The sequence below is a fragment of the Mycoplasma sp. 4423 genome, from assembly GCF_054353855.1.
Genome location: NZ_JBTHHJ010000001.1, coordinates 21,149 through 39,219 on the forward strand (window position 1 = coordinate 21,149; position 18,071 = coordinate 39,219).

Sequence of the window (18,071 nt, forward strand, 5' to 3'; positions counted from 1 at the left end):
TTTATTTAATTAAATTTACAATATTTTCAGCAAGTTTTATATAATCAGGATTTATTTCAAATGATAAATAATTTCCACCCATTTCTTTGGTAACATAACATTCGCTACCTGAACCACAAAACGGAATTAAAACATTAAATTTACGATCTTTTGGTCTTGATGCCATAATTAATTTACGAGTTAAATCCATAGGTTTTTGAGTAGGATGGATAATAATATCACATTCATCATGGCTTCTACGTTGCTTCGGATTGCAAAAAATATTATGTGTTTTACAGTAAAAATAACGCTCTTGCAACGCTTTTCCGCCTGCTAAAGTGGATATTTCAAAAACATCCTTAGGTAATGCTCCTTTTTCATGTGGGGTGTAATAGGATTGATAATTTGAATCACTGTTAAAACGACACTTAGTTGAAGTTCGCTTTTTACCAGCAGAGTTTTTTATAAAATTTTCTGTATATGGAACGCGAACATCATCAGTATTAAAGTGAGGTTTATCTTTTCAAAAACAAATTATACTTTCATGTGAACGCTGTCAAAATTTTAAACCTGGAGTAACTTTGTTAGTATAATGTCAAATTAGTCATCGTTGCTTTTTTAGATCTATTTGTGTTGAAATATGTGCTAATATTTCGCTAAAACCATAAATATAACCTAAACCATTTGGCTTTAATATTCGATAACACTCACTAAATCACTGCTTTGCTCAAGTGATATATTCATTAATATCCATTGAATCTTTATTATTACCAAAGTCTTTACCTATATTATATGGTGGATCAATAATAATTATGTCAGCTGATTCATCTGGGATATTTTTTAAACCATCTAAACAATCTTTATTTATAATTCGATTATTAAATTCATAAATTTTGTGCATATTTACTTTCTTTGGATAAATATATAAATTAACATTTGTATATTTATTATAATAATTCTGAAATTTTCATTCCTTTTATAAAACTTTGAATATATTCTCAATCTATTTTACCATCGGTTGTTTGTGGTAGCAGCAATATTGTTTCATCAAAACGCTTTGATTGTCAAGTTCTACCATAAGAAAACTTATAACGGTGCTGATCTAAAATTGTGATCAAAAACATTGCAGTATAGATATTTAAGTGTTTAGATCTTCCAATTGTAATAAACGAATTAGCAATAAAATCATCAGGATGATATAAACTATATCCACCTGAACCATCGCCACCAGTGATAAATCCAATGCAATTTCCTTTGGTGACTAATTCTTCATCGTATTCAACTTTTTCTAAAACTCCGTTATTTGTCTTTTTAGCAGCTACATAATAAATATTATCACCTTTTATTAATTGATGAGTTGTTTTTAATCTACCTTTTTCAAGTTTACATAGGTTATCAAAAACTTCTTTAATATTAAATTCTTTTCAACTACTTATATCAATTTTTTCATCTTTTTGATTATTTTTCAAATAATTTAACAGCTTATCAAATTTTTGTGATTTAGATATATATCAAATTAAATCAAAATCTGATATTTCTTTTTCAACTATATCCATTTCTTTTTTGATTTGAAATATCAAAAATTCTTTGATAGTTTTTTCAAAAGAGAATTTAGTTAAATTTGAATAATTTGTTTTTAGATGCGAATGCACATTTCATTCTGAATCAGGTTTAATAGGTACACTGATAGCTTTGGATTTATCAAAATAATTATTGAATAAAAAATCTAATAATTTTGCTTCATTTTCTGCATATTTTTCATATAAATCAATTCTTCCTTTTGCAGTGACAACTAAGCCATCATCAAAGTTATAAAACTTTACATCTTTTTTATAATCATGTGGTAGATGTGTTTGAAAAACTGCAATAGCAGTATATGTCGATGCATTTGGTTTGAATAAATCAGATGGCATATTAATAACATATTTTAAAGTATGTTTATTTAAAATCATTTGTCTACGATGAGGATCTTTAAAATACATTGATAATGGAGCAATAATTATTCCATATCTGCTGCAGTTATCTAACATCTTAGTTAAAAATGTAATCTCTTTTGGTGTAGGATTACTTGAGCTTTCTTCGCCTGAATAAGGTGGATTTATAAAACCAATAGTTGGTTTAACTTGTGCAATAATTTGATCACTTTTTTTATCATTTATAGAATCAATGTTATAAATTCTAGATTTACCATCACCACGGAATAACATATTAGAAATAGAACAAATAAACATTGTCGGATTAATTTCAAAACCCAAAAGTTGATTCTCTTTTATGTTATTTATTTTTGCTTCTTTGTCTGGTATATTACTATTTTCGATTAAATCAATTAATTTATTCATTGCTGCAATTAAAAATGCACCTGTACCACAACATAAATCCATAATCACATCGTTTGCTTTTATATCAACAAGTTTTGTAAATAATGTAGTGATATGTTTTGGGGTTAAAACAATTCCTTTTTTAACATTAGATACACCTGCATATTTTAAAAATTCTTCATAAAATCTACCAATAATATCATAGTTTGATTTAGAAGCAAATTGATTGTTAAACAAAGGGATAATATTATGTTCAATTTCTTCAAGTATTTTTATTAAGATATTAGTTTGTGAAAGTTCTTTAATTTGTTTATATGTTTGTATATAAGTTTTAAAAATTTCTATTTTTTCTTTAGAAATTCCTTGTGATTCTAAAATAGCTTGTATAGTGTAAAATAAACTATTTAAAATATCTATCCCTTGTTGTGCATATTTATATGTGATAGGAAAATTATTAAGGTAGTTTTTAGGTTTATATAAAGATATCATTAACATTGATAAAATTACAGGGCGTTGCTGACTGTCGAGATTTCTTAATAATTTATTTATTTTCTTACTTGATTTTGTAATATTTGCAATAGCAACTTCTTCATCAAAATCATAAAATAATGATAAGAATTTTTCTTCACTAACAAAATTATTAATTTGCTTTTGATGTAAAATTTCATTATTTGCTATTTTAAAACAATCAAAATAATAAGAATTTTGAGTTGATAAATCACCACTTACTGCAATACCTAAAATTTTGTAATTGTCAAATAATGAGTTATTCAAGAACTTAGATAAATATCATTTTATCCCTGAAATAGCACCTTTTTTAATATCAGCATCATAATGATCTTTGATATTTGTTTTTTCTTCAACTAAAATTAATAAATTTGTTTTCTTATTAAAATAAATTCGATCCGGATAACCTGGTTGATTATTTTTGTTTTTTGAAGCAGTATTAAGAACAAAAAGAATATTTTGATCTAATTTTTTGTTAGTCTGACTATCATCTCAATCAGAAAGATTGTATCCAAGTTGTTGTAATTTATCAGTTACTGATGGTGTTATATTTTTATCTTTTCGCATTATTACCTCATATAAGTCTCATATACAATTTAGATATTAATTATACATTATCTAACAAGGATATTTTCATATTCTTATAATTTATTGTTATTTAGAAGATGAAGGTATTCAAATTTACATCATATATTTAATAAAGATAATGAAAAAAATAAACTAAAAAAGGAATAAAATTTTATCAAAATTTGATAAAATAAAATGTACTATATTTAGTTTGCTAATGTTATATTATGAATGAAAAATAACCATAAATAACTACATAAATTTTTTATGAATTTATGTTTATTTTAACCTAAAAATATTTTAATTGGAGATATTAATGAAAAAGAAATTATTTTCTATTTTAGTTCCTGCTTCTTCGCCTGTTATCTTTGTTGCTGCATGTGCAAATACAAATAATAATGATGATTTCCCGAAGCAAAAATTTTATTTTTTAGATTCAGATGATTTTATGAATCTAATGAATAAACTACAAAATGATTATCAAGCAAATAAAGAATTAATAACAAATAGAAATTTTATCGATAGTTTGTCAAAAAATGTTATTTATTTTAATGAACTAAAATCGCAAAAAGATGATGAGAAGTTAAGAGATAGTAATGATGTTAAAGATAAGTATCAAGAAATTATCAAATTCCTTAATTCTTCTTCTTTTGATTATAAAAACATAAATAATTATTTTAGTAATTTGCTTCATGATTTAGACAATTTAATTAAGAAAATTAATAAAGATAATGCTCAATCAGAATTAAGAAATCAAATTACTAAAATTTTTAATCAAAATAATAATGATTCTTTTAATAATATCAAACAACAAATTTTTGAATCAATGCCTAAAAATATTAACCTTTTTTCAAATAATGAATTTCAAAATAAACTCAATGAAAATTTAAAAACTTTTAATTCTAATTATAAGAATTTACAAAATTTAAGTAAATATAGTTTTAATAACGAAGTACAAATAAGTCAATCTGATTTTAATATTAATAATTTTATAAATTCTAAAAGTATGGATTTTAATTCTCTTAATCAAAAATTCAGTGAACTAAATCAAATTCTAAGTGATGAATTAACACAAAAACAGAAGATATTATACGATAAATTAAAAAATTATGACAACGAAATTAAATCAATGAATATTGATTATAAATTTGATGCAAATTTAATCAAATATTTAAAAACTAAATCTAATTCTTTATTTGTCAATGCCCAAGATGAACAATTTTTATCAACTGTTAATTATATTAATCAGAAGATCAAAGAAATAGAAGAATTTCGAAAACAAAATTCAATTATTTTTAGTGATGAAATAAAAGAGGTTGTTAATAAATATCTTCTTTTAAAGAAAACAAATTTTGATTCATTACCTACATTAAATGAACTAAAAGATGAAGTCGAAAAAGTTAACAAATTAATTACAAATTACTTAATTACAAATAACTATCGTTCAAAAGATATTATTAGATATGCTGAAACATTAAGTCAAAAAATAAATTCAAGTAAATTTCTAACAACAAAACAAAAAGATGTTTTATTAGATCAATCGAAAAACCTTGCTAATACCTTACAAGTTCAATATTTAACAAATGAAATAAAAACACAAGAAAGTAATTTTGCTCAACTAAAGAAAGATTTTATTCAGCAAATAAATGCAAATAATCAATTTAGTACATCAATAAAAACCTATTTTAAAACTCGAGCATATAGCAAAGACAGTTTGCAAGAATTTAATGAATTCAAAGATTATCCATTGCAATTTATCATGCTTTTAGCAAATCTTAAAAGTGAACTACAAAAAACCGATGATGCTATTTCTGCTAAACATGCAAATGCTAAAAAATTATTAGATCTCTTTTTATCTGATTCTGCGATATTATTTAGCAAAATTTATAACAGTGAATTAAATACCTTAGAAGACTTTGATGTTGAAAACATAGATACAAATGTTTTGAGATTAAATGATTTTTATTACACTTTAAAAAGGTTTAATGAAAAAAATATAGATATAAATAAAACATATGATAATTTATCTTCATTATTATTAGATGAGATAGCAAAACATAACACTGTTTCGCTTGCTAAAGATCCAAATGGATATGATGTTAATCAATATTTACATTCAGGTTCAATAAACTTAAATAACTATCGTGTCTTCTTAAACGAAGGCGATGATGATGTTTTTGATTTTGATGTAAGTAATTTAGAATTAAAACAAAATAATCCGAATATCCTTGTAGTTACATTAAATGTATTTTTAAAAAGCAATCGTTTTATTAAAGCAGAAATTAAAAAAGAAATACCTTTTTCCAATGATATTAAACCTTTTATAAACAAAATTATATTAAACAATCTCGATCAATTTTACAGTGTCGATTATGAATCATTATCAAAATTATCCTTGGATGAATTTATCAAACTTACTGATAAAAAGGTGTTTTTTAAACCCAGAATCAATGGGATCGAAAACTTCTTTAACTTTGATATAGAAAGTTATCAAAAATATCAAGACAAGCATCTATACTTTAAATTTAATGTACTTTTTAATAAACAAATCATTAAGACTGCTATTATCCCAACATTGAATACTGTTGATTTTCTTGAAAATAATGCACCCACATCTCAACAAGATGCTAAGGATTTAGCAGAAATTCAAAAGATATTAAAAGGAAGCAAAGAATATTTTTATAGCATCTTGAAATTTAAACCTAATGCATATTATACACATGCACAATATTTAGCTTCAGATGCAATAAAAGCTTTTGATGATGTTTATGATTTACCAAAATTTGGTAAATATCAGATTTTTATCAAGGATGTAATCAATGTAGATAATTATAATGCAACTGCTGATTTAATTTTATGATATAAAATTAATGGTAAAGAAGCACCAATTAAGTTTTTAGGTGATTTATATGCAAATCCGATTCATATGATTAACTTTAAACTACAAGACTTTTTTGATATAAAACCCAAAAATGGTGACAATTTTATAGAAAGTGATTTTGATGGATATAAAGCAATTGATGCAAATGATGCCAGAATCTTCGATAACTTAAATGAAGCCAACATTCAGCAAGTAAGAGTCAATGGACAAGTATGAGGTAATGGTAATGTAAGTAATTATTTTAGTATCATCAATGCAAGAGATTTTATACAACAAAGACACTTTTTAGCAGCTAGTTATTTCTTTAAAATTGAATCAGGAAGTGCTTCAAATAAAACAGATAATAAGGATTTATCGACATATATTCCATTTGGAACAGGTAATTATGACAAAGATGTAGTTATATATCCGATTAACAATAATGATATCAACCGTATTAGAAATAGATATTTTACTTATTATTATGACTTTAAATTAGTTGGAAAAAGAGGTTTAAGTTTTAGAATCGGTTTTATTGATAAGCAACATCAAGATCGCAGATATTCACCAAATCAAACTTTTACCTTAATAAACTTTGTCAATGATTATCAACAACTGCATTATCCACAAATAATGCTTAATAACCTTACTTATGATGATATATCGGTTGATAATAATAAACTTGTAAAACACACTATTTCATACTATCAATCACACCTAGATGATTTAAATCAAATTATCAAGATTAAAAGTAATAACGGAATTTTAACCTATCGCAACTTTGATTTACCAGCCTCAGAAATAAGAATCGATGAAATTCAAGCAATTGATGCAACATCTGCTTATATTCGCTTCGGTGTTAATACTTTCGATGGAAGCAATGCTTCTGGTCATGTAAAATCATTAAGTTGATTTAAAATAAACGGTTTTCAAACAGAAAATCCAACAAACCCACATCAAAATCCTGTTTATTCAAATAATGATGCAAATTCATTAAGAACAATTTATAATGCACCTAATAGTGTTCATCGCGAAAGGGTTCTTGAACTTTATTGAAAAGATGCATTGTGAAGTATAAATAAAGATACAAATACAATTTTTTGAACACTACAACACAAAATTCTTGATCCGATGTTTACACAAAACACATCGAATCGGAAATTAATTCTTAGTTTCAACGGTGGGGCAATAATACAAAATGGATATAATATTAGTATTACAGAAAATCCTGCTTTTGATGTTGAATTTGATTATGATGAAATTAAAGAAAAGCAAATTGTAAATGTTGCTGTAGATGTAACTAAAAATAAAAAGAAATTTACATTTATGGTGCAAGCAAGTTGAAATAATAATAATATCGATTTTGCCTTATGAACCAAGAATCCAGCAAATAAAATTATAATTGATCCCAGAAATGCAACATCATCGGTAACAAAAGAGCTATCTGGATACAAGTTTTTATTTGCTAACGGTGCTGCTACTTTAAAAGTCAAATATGATTCAACACAACAAACTGAAGATTTTCATTGAAATACAAATGCATTTGATTATTCTAAAATAATGGCTAATACTTTTAATCAACCTTATTTATTCTATAACAAACCTGAATATCTTTTTGATCATAATATCTATAATCCAAACCAAAATGTTAGCTTTAAATTTCATGATGGGTATAAAATGCAACTTGAATCAATTCGATTAAAAGAATATGGAAAATACAGTGAATTAGTTCGTGCAATTATCGGTAGATCAATTGCTTATAGTCCTGGAGGAGCAATTGCAACTGCATCGATGCTTGGTAAGGTTAATAATGATCCAAATGATGGAAGATTTTATGTAATCACTAACCATCATGCCCAATCAAGCGGGATTTGAGATTTTTCGCTAATATCAGGTAAAAACTTATTCTTTAGAACTAGTGATATAACAATATCTGCTCCATTTTTACAAGAAGTTACATATGCAACTCGAGGTCGCTATGGATGAACCGATTATACAAGTGCAGGTGGTAATGAAGCAACCACCATATGAATTGGGATTCAACAATATAACAATAATGGTGATCCACTATTAAACACTAATCGTACCCCTGAACGACTCGATGCTACTATTATTATTGTAGATATTAATAAACAAATTGCAAAAGCAAGAAACGAAGGCAAATTTGATTTAGCCTTATATTTAGAAAACTGATTTAAATTAAATAATGCAAAAATTGATTACACCTGAAAATATAACAATATGAATTCACCTGTAACAAAAGATGTTGCATCAATTAGTTATCCAAGAGCAAATCAAACAGCTATATTAGATCACCGTCCGGCTCGATACTATGTTGATTCAACACTAGGGATGGATGTTGGATACCAACAAAATTATGCTCCATTTTACTCAGGTGCTGGAGCATCCGGAACTGGTAGATATATCGGTGATGATTCATTTGCTACCTTATGAAATTCTGGTGTTGGTTTTCTCTACTCGGTAAGTTGAAACTATGATGCATTAAATTACAACTATTTTGGAGTTAACCGAAACGGTGAACACCCATTTGAACTTAAAAACAAACACTCATTTGCTTCTCAAATTATTCGTGCAAATGCAGTGAATCCAAACAAATATGCTTTGCCTTGGTTTATGAAGCAAATAAAGGAGAAATAATGAAAATTCGTAAATTTAAAAAACTATTTCCATTTCTAGGACTTTCTTCTTTATTTTTTGTTTCTGCTTCGTATACACAAAATCATACATCGCATGTTAGTTATAACATTGATCCAGAAGTTAAAGAAATTAATTATTTATACAAAAATTATGTTTTAAACAACCAAATCAACTTGGTTGTTGAAGATGGTATTTCTAATGGTGCTATTGATTTATTGCAAAATTCTTTTAAAACTAAGAATTTTCAAGTTTCCTTACGCAAACAAATTGAAGTTGGCAAAACTAATATTCTTATCGGAAATTCAGGTAATTCTGATAAATTAGTAGATAATATGATTGCAAATGATATTGATTTTAACAATGATATTCAATTTAAAAATGATGCGTATTTATTAACAAGTAGAGATAATATCATAACTGCTTTTGGTTTTAAACAAGGATCAGAATTTTATGCAGCCGCAACATTTACTCAAATCTTTAACCAACTACAAAACCGCACCATTGAAAGTTTTATCATTAAAGATTATTCAGATTACAAGGATCGCGGAATCATTGAAGCCGCAGAAAATAACAACTGAAGCAATAATGAACGCTTTAAATACCTTGATTATGCTCAAAAACACAAACTTAATATGTATTTTTATGGTAATTATTACGATCAATACCTTAATTCTGATTGAAAACAATTATATGATGATAAACAACTTAATGAATTTTTAATTCCTTTTGTTAATAAGAGTTTAAAATCTAACATACAACCTGTTTTTATTTTCAATATATTTAAAAACAATAAGATGACTAGTGAATCATTAAGTAGTGATTTTGAGAACTTCAAAGCAAAAATACAGCAACTAATTGCTAATAAAATCACTAAATTCGGATTTATTATTAATAACAGCAGCGAGATAAATTTAAACATATACCAAGAGTTCTTTAGTAGATTTAACAATTGATATCAAGGCTTACAGATAGATAATAAAGATATTTATATCTTACTTGATAACCTTAATATCATCGATAACTTTGCTAATAATGTTGCAAATTCTGCAGCTGATGTAACAAACTTTTTTGCAAATATTCCGAATGATTTTAAGATTATAACCACCACAAAAGATTCATATGATAAAGATTTTATTGATAATCTTGCTAATTTAATAAATAACAAAAATATTATTTTATGAAACAATTCTCTAAATTCAACATCTGCTCAAAATAACTTTGATCTCAGTGGATTTACAACTAATATAGATAAATATAAAAATATTAAAGGGATTTTGTTAAATCCATCATTATTTTTTGAAAATGCACAAATTCCTTTATATATGTTAAGCAACTACTTGTGAAATGCTAATAATGCTGATTTTAAACAACTTTATAACACTGCTCTTGATGATATCATCGGTAATAAATTAGAAAACAAAGAACTTATCAAATTATTTAAAGATTTTGTTACTAATATCTTTATAAAGGATTGAAGCGATAATACTGATATAGAAAACAAACTAAAAAATTTACAAAGTTTATTATCTTCTCAAAAATACAATATTGAAGATGTTTTAGATATCCAAAATTATTTTAATTCATTAAATGACAATTTAAAAAAATTAGCAAATTACTATTTTCAAAATTCTTTTATCACAACTTTTTCTCCTTGAATTAATGCATTTATCGACTTAAATAATGCTCTTATAAATGCTTTAAATGCATTAATTAATCTTAAAACTAATTCAGATAACCAGTTTGCTAATAACTTGTTTTTAGCACGTAAAAACCTTATTAAAGCAAATACTAAACATCAAATTAATGTAAATCAAACAACAATTAATCCTCAGATTAGTCCGAAAATTTTACAACCTTTTATAAATTATCTTTTATCTACCTTAGATGATATCCAAAATCAAAAACTTCATTTTCACCAAACAACTATAAATGATGTACAACAAACATTTATAACTAGTCGAACTGATACTCCAAATACTGGTGCTGGAAATATTTTTGATCCACAAAACAAAGATCAAATGTTATTTACTAACCCTAATAGAATTAATAAAAATGACTATTTTGGTGTTGAGTTCTCTAAACCATTAACTTTAAATTCTATTTATATACAAATGAAAGATGGTCGCGATCATTTCTTTTATTCTAAATTACAATATCGATCAATTAATGGTATCTGAACAGATGTTAATAATCAAATTTATCAAAGATTTCATGATAACATCGAACCTATTCAGTTAAATAACTTAAATATCAAAAATGTAAGTGCTGTAAGAGTTATTGCAACACAAAATAACCCCGAAGAGGCTTGATTAGGTATAACAAACTTTTTAGTTAACCAAGAGCAACTTGATGCAAATAAAAACAATCACAATGATTATACTGAAGATACAGCCGATGAATCAAGTGATTTATGAAAACGTGAAGGAAGCATCGATTCAATTAAGGATGATGATTTTAATACAAACTGAGCATTTTCGGCACATAGTAATACATCAGCATTCTTACAAAATCAATCTGTTGCATTTATGCTTCCAGAAAAAAGATTAATAACCAGAATCGATTTAATCCAAGGACAACCTAACGGTAGAGATCGTCTAAGTAACTTTAAAATAGAATATTATGATGATGCATCGCATTCATGAAAACTTTTTAGTTCAAAAAATGATTATGGTAATTCATTTAACATCCAAGCTCATGGATATGCAATAACTAACAAATTTAGATTTGTAAATAACACTACTGTTAATAATTCTTGATGAAGAATTACTAGATTAAGGGTAGGTTATGATGACCTAAATCAAAAACAAGTTTTAACACCAGGATTCGAAGGGACTAGAATTTTAGGTCGAGAAAATGTTATAAGTTCAAATCAAAACAATTCTATTGGTTTTATTACTGATAAAACTGAATTTACTTCAGCTGTTTTAGCAAATGCTACAAATAATGGTTATATAAATGTAAATCAAGGTTTTAAAGTAGATTTTAAATATCCAAGTAAAGTTGCTTCAATAAGTATCTTACAAAATCCTAATAACAAACTTTCGAATGTTAAAGTTCAAGGGATTTTAAATGGTGAAACTGTTAATATTTTAGATAATGTTTTTTTAAATGATGATTTAACAAAAATAAATTTACCTATAAATACAGGTATTTTGACTGGAATCAAAGTTTTATCAACTCAAAATACACAGAGTTTTTGAGAAATAAAATCTTTTGATGTCGAATTTAATGGTGATAATACCAATAAGTATTTATATACATCATTAAAAAATTCTAATAATATTACAACTTCTGAATATAATGGAACATTTAGATTATTTTCTTTAGATACTCAAAGTCAAAATCATAATTATCAACTTAATAAGGGCGATTATATCGGAATTGACTTAAAGAAAAATTATCAAATAGCAAATATCGACTTATATTGATCTGAAAATAAAGATATTAGTTTGCTTACATCTGTTAATGGTATTGATTGAACTGAATATAACCCAAATACTGCTGCTAGATACATAATTTTATTTAACAATAGCGATAAAATTGCAACCACAGCATTTAATCATATGGTTATTTACACACAAAACCAAGAACCTTTTGGCAGATTAATTGACACTAACATTAGCAATAATTCAACCGATACTTTCAAAACTAATGCTGCCTTTGATTCTGATTTTAATTCTGTTGTTAAAATTAGCAAAAACTTACGCAGACGCGACTTTTTAACCTATGATTTAGGTTCAAATATTAATTTACATTCAATAAAAATCTTTTCAGATTTGAATAATATCAACTGATTAAGAAATGCAGATATCCAAGTGTCAAACGATAATATAAATTGAACTACAATCTATTCAACACCAACTTATGATACTAAATTTACCTTTAATAAGTTATCTGATACAGATTATGGGTTCTATGATGCTAAATATCCAAATTATCGTTATTGAGGTGTAGATAAATTAAATATAAATGCCCGTTATATCAAAATCTTTATTAATGATAACTATCCAGAAAATCACGGATTAAACTTTAACGAAATAGTTATTAATGATGGTAAAAATATTTTAAATAATAAAATCGAGGGTTTTTCTGGAACAAATATAGATTCACAAAAAGATTATGGTGTTTTAAATCTACTTGACCAAAATTTAGATACTTTTTATAAACCTATTTCTGAAAATGGCAGCTTAACATACGATTTTAGTTATGATACATACACAAACAAAAATCTTGAAATTTTTGCTTTAACCCCTGCAAATGCACAAGTATCAGCAACCATTTATGATGAGCAAAATAAAACTAAAAATACCGTTATTTTAGGCAATTTACTTGCTTATAGCAACGGATTTATTTTACCTACTAATGAACATCATAAAATAATTTCAATCAAGATAAGTTGAAGCAATTTAATACCACAAATTTCTCAAATTGTCTTTGTCGATAAACCCGATACACCAATCAATGTTGATAAATCCAAGTTAGAAAAATTACTTGCAGCAAAAGATGTTAATTATCCAAAATGAACTAATGTAGATATGCAAGCATATGATGAAATATTTGCTAAAGCACAATTGGCAAATGCTTCGGAATACCTAAATCAAGATACTATTAATTATATGATTTTGAAACTTAATAATATTATTTCAAATGCTCATACAAAAGTGGATTTAAGCCAATTATCAACATTAATTTCTAATAAAGTTGATAATAGCCAGCATCAATATACAAACTTATCATATGAGCAATATTTAACTATCTATAACAAAATTTTGGATATTATTAATAGCAAAACTGATATATCAATAAATGCAGCAAATGATTTGATCAATCTTTATAATCAAGCAAAAGATAATTTAAAAAACTCCATTTATAATCAAGAAAATGTTCGTTTAGATTTAAGGGAATTTCAAAATTTAAATACCAATATTTATACACAAAAAAGTTTAAATGAACTTAGGGATGTTGTTGATAAGATTAATCAACAATTAAGTAAAAATACAAGTGAGGAAGAATATAAAGAGTTAAATAATACATTTATCGATAAATATCAACAACTTAAATATAACCAAAATGGTAATAGTATTCAAACATATCAAAACAGCATTAAAAATAAATTTATTGATATTTTAAAGAATCAGTGACCAAATTGAATGCAGTTATCAAAAGATTTAAATAATGAATTTATAGTTAAAGATGCAATCATAACTGATCCGAATACATCGCAGACTGCATGAGATATTAATATTAATTTTCTAAATAACTTGTTTAACAAATTTACACTAGATAAAAGTAATCAAATTCATTCATTGCAGCAAAAGTTATTTATCAATCCGAACTATAAATATATTTTTTCAAATGATGTAATAAAACAAATGGATGCTTTATCAAAAGATACTGAGAATAAAATTAAAAACAATACTTTAAAATATGATGATATCGAAAAGATACTAAAACAATTAGATGTTTATAAAAGTAAAATAGACAAAGATGGTATAAATAAATTAGTGGAAGAAATTACTTTTTCGGATGAAAAAAAACTTTATTATGACATTGTAAAAACTAAAAATTCATCAGAACAATTACTCGGGATAATAGATGCTATTAAAATGTCAATAAATACAGACAATAAAATGATGAATAATTTAGATACTCTAATCAATAAAGTAAATGATTCAAATAAAAAATCAGAATTTTTAAACAAAAAAGCTAATATACATACTGAATTACAATGAAATAACCTTTTAAATGATGTAAATAGCCAAATTATCAAAGAAAAACCTAATAATTTCTTGGATATTGGTTTACCAATCATTCTTGCTCTAATAATTACACCAACTATTTTATTTACCTACTACTTTGGTTATAGATATTTTTCAAAGAAAAATAATTCAAAATCTAGAAAATCAACATCCTAGGATGTTGATTTTGTGTAATTGTCTTGTGTATTAGCAAAGGTTTTGATAAATGTAGTCGATTACCTTGTCTATATTGCTTGTATCAAAGAAATTAATTGCAAATTCTTTTAAATTTTCATCATTTTTAAGAATACTCTTGATTATATTTTTTTGTTCTAACTCAGTTCCGACATTTTTTTTAAGCAACTGTGACAAACAGGACATAATTTCACCAGATTATCTATGTTATCTAGCATCTGATTATTAGAAAGTGAAATATTATGATGAATTTCAAAATAATTTCTGCTTGTTTTTCTGTGCATAAAAGTTCTATGTTCAAGTGGATATCGATTGATGCACCCATAGCAAACATCAGAAGTATTTAACAAAACATAAGAGACTAATTGTCTGTTTCGGTTTACTTTTATATCTAGTCATTCTGTTTTAAATAATTGATTTCTTAGTTTTTTAACATCATATGATGATAAATCTTTATCTAAAACCAGAGAAATAAAGAAATCAATTACAGAATTTAATTTATTAGGTTTATTCTGATATGACAACTGACATTCAATAAAATTTAATTCATCTATTTTTATAGCTTTACCAAACGAATAATTACTTAAAATGATTTTAAATTTATAGTTATTTATAATCCTGATTTGATTTATATATCACTTTAAATTAATTCTTAATTGTGTGTTTCGTCGATTAATATTTTCAACAAACTGCTTTTGTAGTTGTCTAAAATTGATATTTAAAACTGATATCGGAATATTAAATACATCAGTTAATAATTTGATCTTATTGAGTTGAAATTTACTGTTATAAAATAAATCAATACTTAAAAAATTCAGCGATGTATCTATGCTACCTCTACTTTCAAAAAATCCTCTAATAAATCATTTTTTAGGTTCTGTTATACTTTCGCTTTCATTAAAATCTGATGTTTGAAAAATCTTAGCATATAAGCGATTAAAAAAATTATTTTCAGTTAAATCTAAATCGTTTTGTATTAACAAAATAGCTTTTTCTTTTCCATTGAAAGAAAAATTAGTATATTTATAGTTTTGTGTATATTCATGATAATCAATTCAATTGTATCTAGTATCTAGGTTTTTAATGAATTGTAGATATTGATTAGAATACATTAAAAATTCTTGCTTTGACGAATTAACTTTCTTAGATTCTTGATATGAACTAACAGCAGCAAAGTATTTATTATCTTTTGAAATTAAAATTCTACTCATTAACATCCCGTATAAAAATGGATGAATATTTTGATCCAATAACTTACTAACTTTTATCATCGAATAATCTCTTTTCTGCTATCTTATAATATTTTTCATCAATTTCTACACCAATAAATTTTCGATTATTTTTTATCGCGGCAACTCCTGTGCTCCCACTCCCCATAAATGGATCTAAAATAACATCATCTATATTTGTATGAATATTTATAATTTGCTGCATCAATGCTAAACTTTTTTGAGTCGGGTGTTTACTTCTTTCATTCCCTGATACAATTGGGAAAGAAAACAAGGATCGTAAATACACTTTATCATCAGGTTTATTAAAAACCCATTTTGCACCTTTTTTGACGGCTCAGATGGCAAATTCCATATCTTGCACATAGCGACGTTTGATGTTTCTGGGCATCGGGTTATTCTTTTGTCAAATTAAAACATCTTTAGTTATAAATCCTACCTCTCCTAATTCTTTTATGATGAAACTTATATATTTATACGAACAAAAAATAATAAAACTTCCATTTTTCTCAATTAATTTCGAATAAGGTTTAATTCAAGAAAACAAATCAAAATTAATATCTCATAATCCAAAATATACACCTTGTCGTGGGTTATTTAAGGTATTAAAATTATGCTTTGCTGAAATATTATAAGGTGGATCACAGATAATGTGATTAACTTTAATATTCTCTTTTTTAAACTGATTTATTATCTCATATGCATCAGCATGATGGATTCTAATTTTTTCTTGCATTAATCTCTTCCATTTCTAAATCAATATGATCCGCTATTGCTTTAGCTAGCATTGGAGGAACTGCATTACCTATTTGTCTGCAGATACTTGTTTTAGGACCATAAAAAATAAAAGTATCTGGAAAACTTTGGATTCTGGCTGCTTCTCTTGGAGTAATAGCGCGATTTAATACCGGATGTGAATTTCTTCCATTTGATGGAGTATCAAAACGGGTATCAATTGTAGAGGATACATCATCTCATTTTAATCTTGCTCATGTAGTGTTGAATTGTTGTTTACCTCATAGGTGTTTAGGTAAAAAACTTTTATCCCCTTGCTCTGGTATCATAGCAAGTTTTTCTAAAGCGATTTTTGAGTGTTTGGTTGCAATATGATTATACAACTTATCTCCTCTTAGATTTTTTTGGTAACTACTTAGTGGTTTATATAGATACTCACTTTGAAAACTGCCTTCACCAGAACACAGATAATTTAAATCAGAAATAGCATCATAAACACTTATGTGTTTATCAATATTAGATTTGGGGAGCAAAATCTCTTTATCTTTGCATCCAATAATAATTGCACGTTCACGATTTTGTGGAATCCCAAAATTCTTTGCATTTAAAACTCCATAAGAAACATAATAACCTAAATCAGTAAACATTTGATAAATTTGCTTAATAAAATATCCTTTCTGTGCATTCAGTAGATTCTTAACATTTTCAATGATAAAAATCTCAGGACTTATATTTTTTACAATATCAAAATATTCTAAAAATAAGAAATTTCTTGGATCATCAAATCCTAAATTTTTTCCTTTGAGACTATATCCTTGACATGGAGGACCACCAATAATCATATTAATATTAACATCTTTTGATTTTTTAATTATCTGTTTTTTTTATATCTATATTAGTTATATTACCACAAATAACTTCTGAATCAGGAAAATTATTTTTAAAAGTATTAGTAGCATTTTGATCAAAATCTACTGCTATTAATGTTTTAAAATTAGGATTTTGTTCAAATCCCAATGAAAAACCACCTGCTCCACAAAATAAATCTAAGATTCTATACTTCATTTTTTCCTTTATTTTTTAATTATATCTTATTTTAAACATTGATTCTTATAAATAAGATAAATTACATAAAATTTATCATTTTTTATGATAAATATTTTGCTACTAAATATAGATATTTTTTCGAAATTGGTATAATTACACCGTATATATATATATATATATATATATATAAGTTGAATGATTTTACTTATATATAGTTTCAATATATTTATATACCTTT

The 18,071-nt window shown here is 25.5% G+C and carries 8 protein-coding genes; 2 read left to right on the forward strand and 6 right to left on the reverse strand.

Annotated elements, in window-relative coordinates; all coding sequences use genetic code 4:
- Window position 1: 1 nt before the first annotated feature.
- Window positions 2–880, reverse strand: coding sequence for a DNA-methyltransferase (locus ACXYRN_RS00080; protein WP_458607199.1), 879 nt, complete (start codon window positions 878–880; stop codon window positions 2–4).
- Between the two features lie 46 nt (window positions 881–926).
- Window positions 927–3,371: an N-6 DNA methylase gene (locus ACXYRN_RS00085; protein WP_458607200.1), complete on the reverse strand. Its 2,445-nt coding sequence runs from the start codon at window positions 3,369–3,371 to the stop codon at window positions 927–929.
- A 316-nt stretch (window positions 3,372–3,687) separates the two neighbouring features.
- Here ACXYRN_RS00085 and ACXYRN_RS00090 point away from each other — a divergent pair, with 316 nt between their 5' ends.
- Complete coding sequence (locus tag ACXYRN_RS00090) at window positions 3,688–8,889, forward strand: MGA_1079 family surface serine endopeptidase (RefSeq protein ID WP_458607201.1); 5,202 nt, start codon at window positions 3,688–3,690, stop codon at window positions 8,887–8,889.
- Window positions 8,889–14,804, forward strand: coding sequence for a beta-N-acetylglucosaminidase domain-containing protein (locus tag ACXYRN_RS00095; RefSeq protein WP_458607202.1), 5,916 nt, complete (start codon window positions 8,889–8,891; stop codon window positions 14,802–14,804). The genes ACXYRN_RS00090 and ACXYRN_RS00095 overlap by 1 nt, the downstream gene beginning before the upstream one ends.
- Before the next feature lie 155 nt (window positions 14,805–14,959).
- On the opposite strand, the gene ACXYRN_RS00100 is transcribed toward ACXYRN_RS00095, so the two are convergent.
- Genes ACXYRN_RS00100 through ACXYRN_RS00115 form a run of 4 tightly spaced genes read right to left on the reverse strand, consistent with a single transcriptional unit; the run spans window position 14,960 to window position 17,851 of the window.
- Window positions 14,960–16,093: an HNH endonuclease gene (locus ACXYRN_RS00100; RefSeq protein WP_458607203.1), complete on the reverse strand. Its 1,134-nt coding sequence runs from the start codon at window positions 16,091–16,093 to the stop codon at window positions 14,960–14,962.
- Window positions 16,080–16,787 (reverse strand): DNA-methyltransferase, encoded by a 708-nt coding sequence (locus ACXYRN_RS00105; protein ID WP_458607204.1) that lies wholly within the window; start codon window positions 16,785–16,787, stop codon window positions 16,080–16,082. The genes ACXYRN_RS00100 and ACXYRN_RS00105 overlap by 14 nt, the downstream gene beginning before the upstream one ends.
- Window positions 16,771–17,628, reverse strand: a complete 858-nt coding sequence (locus tag ACXYRN_RS00110) for a DNA cytosine methyltransferase (protein ID WP_458607205.1) — start codon at window positions 17,626–17,628, stop codon at window positions 16,771–16,773. The genes ACXYRN_RS00105 and ACXYRN_RS00110 overlap by 17 nt, the downstream gene beginning before the upstream one ends.
- A 25-nt stretch (window positions 17,629–17,653) precedes the next feature.
- Complete coding sequence (locus tag ACXYRN_RS00115; RefSeq protein ID WP_458607206.1) at window positions 17,654–17,851, reverse strand: DNA cytosine methyltransferase; 198 nt, start codon at window positions 17,849–17,851, stop codon at window positions 17,654–17,656.
- Between the last annotated feature and the right edge of the window lie 220 nt (window positions 17,852–18,071).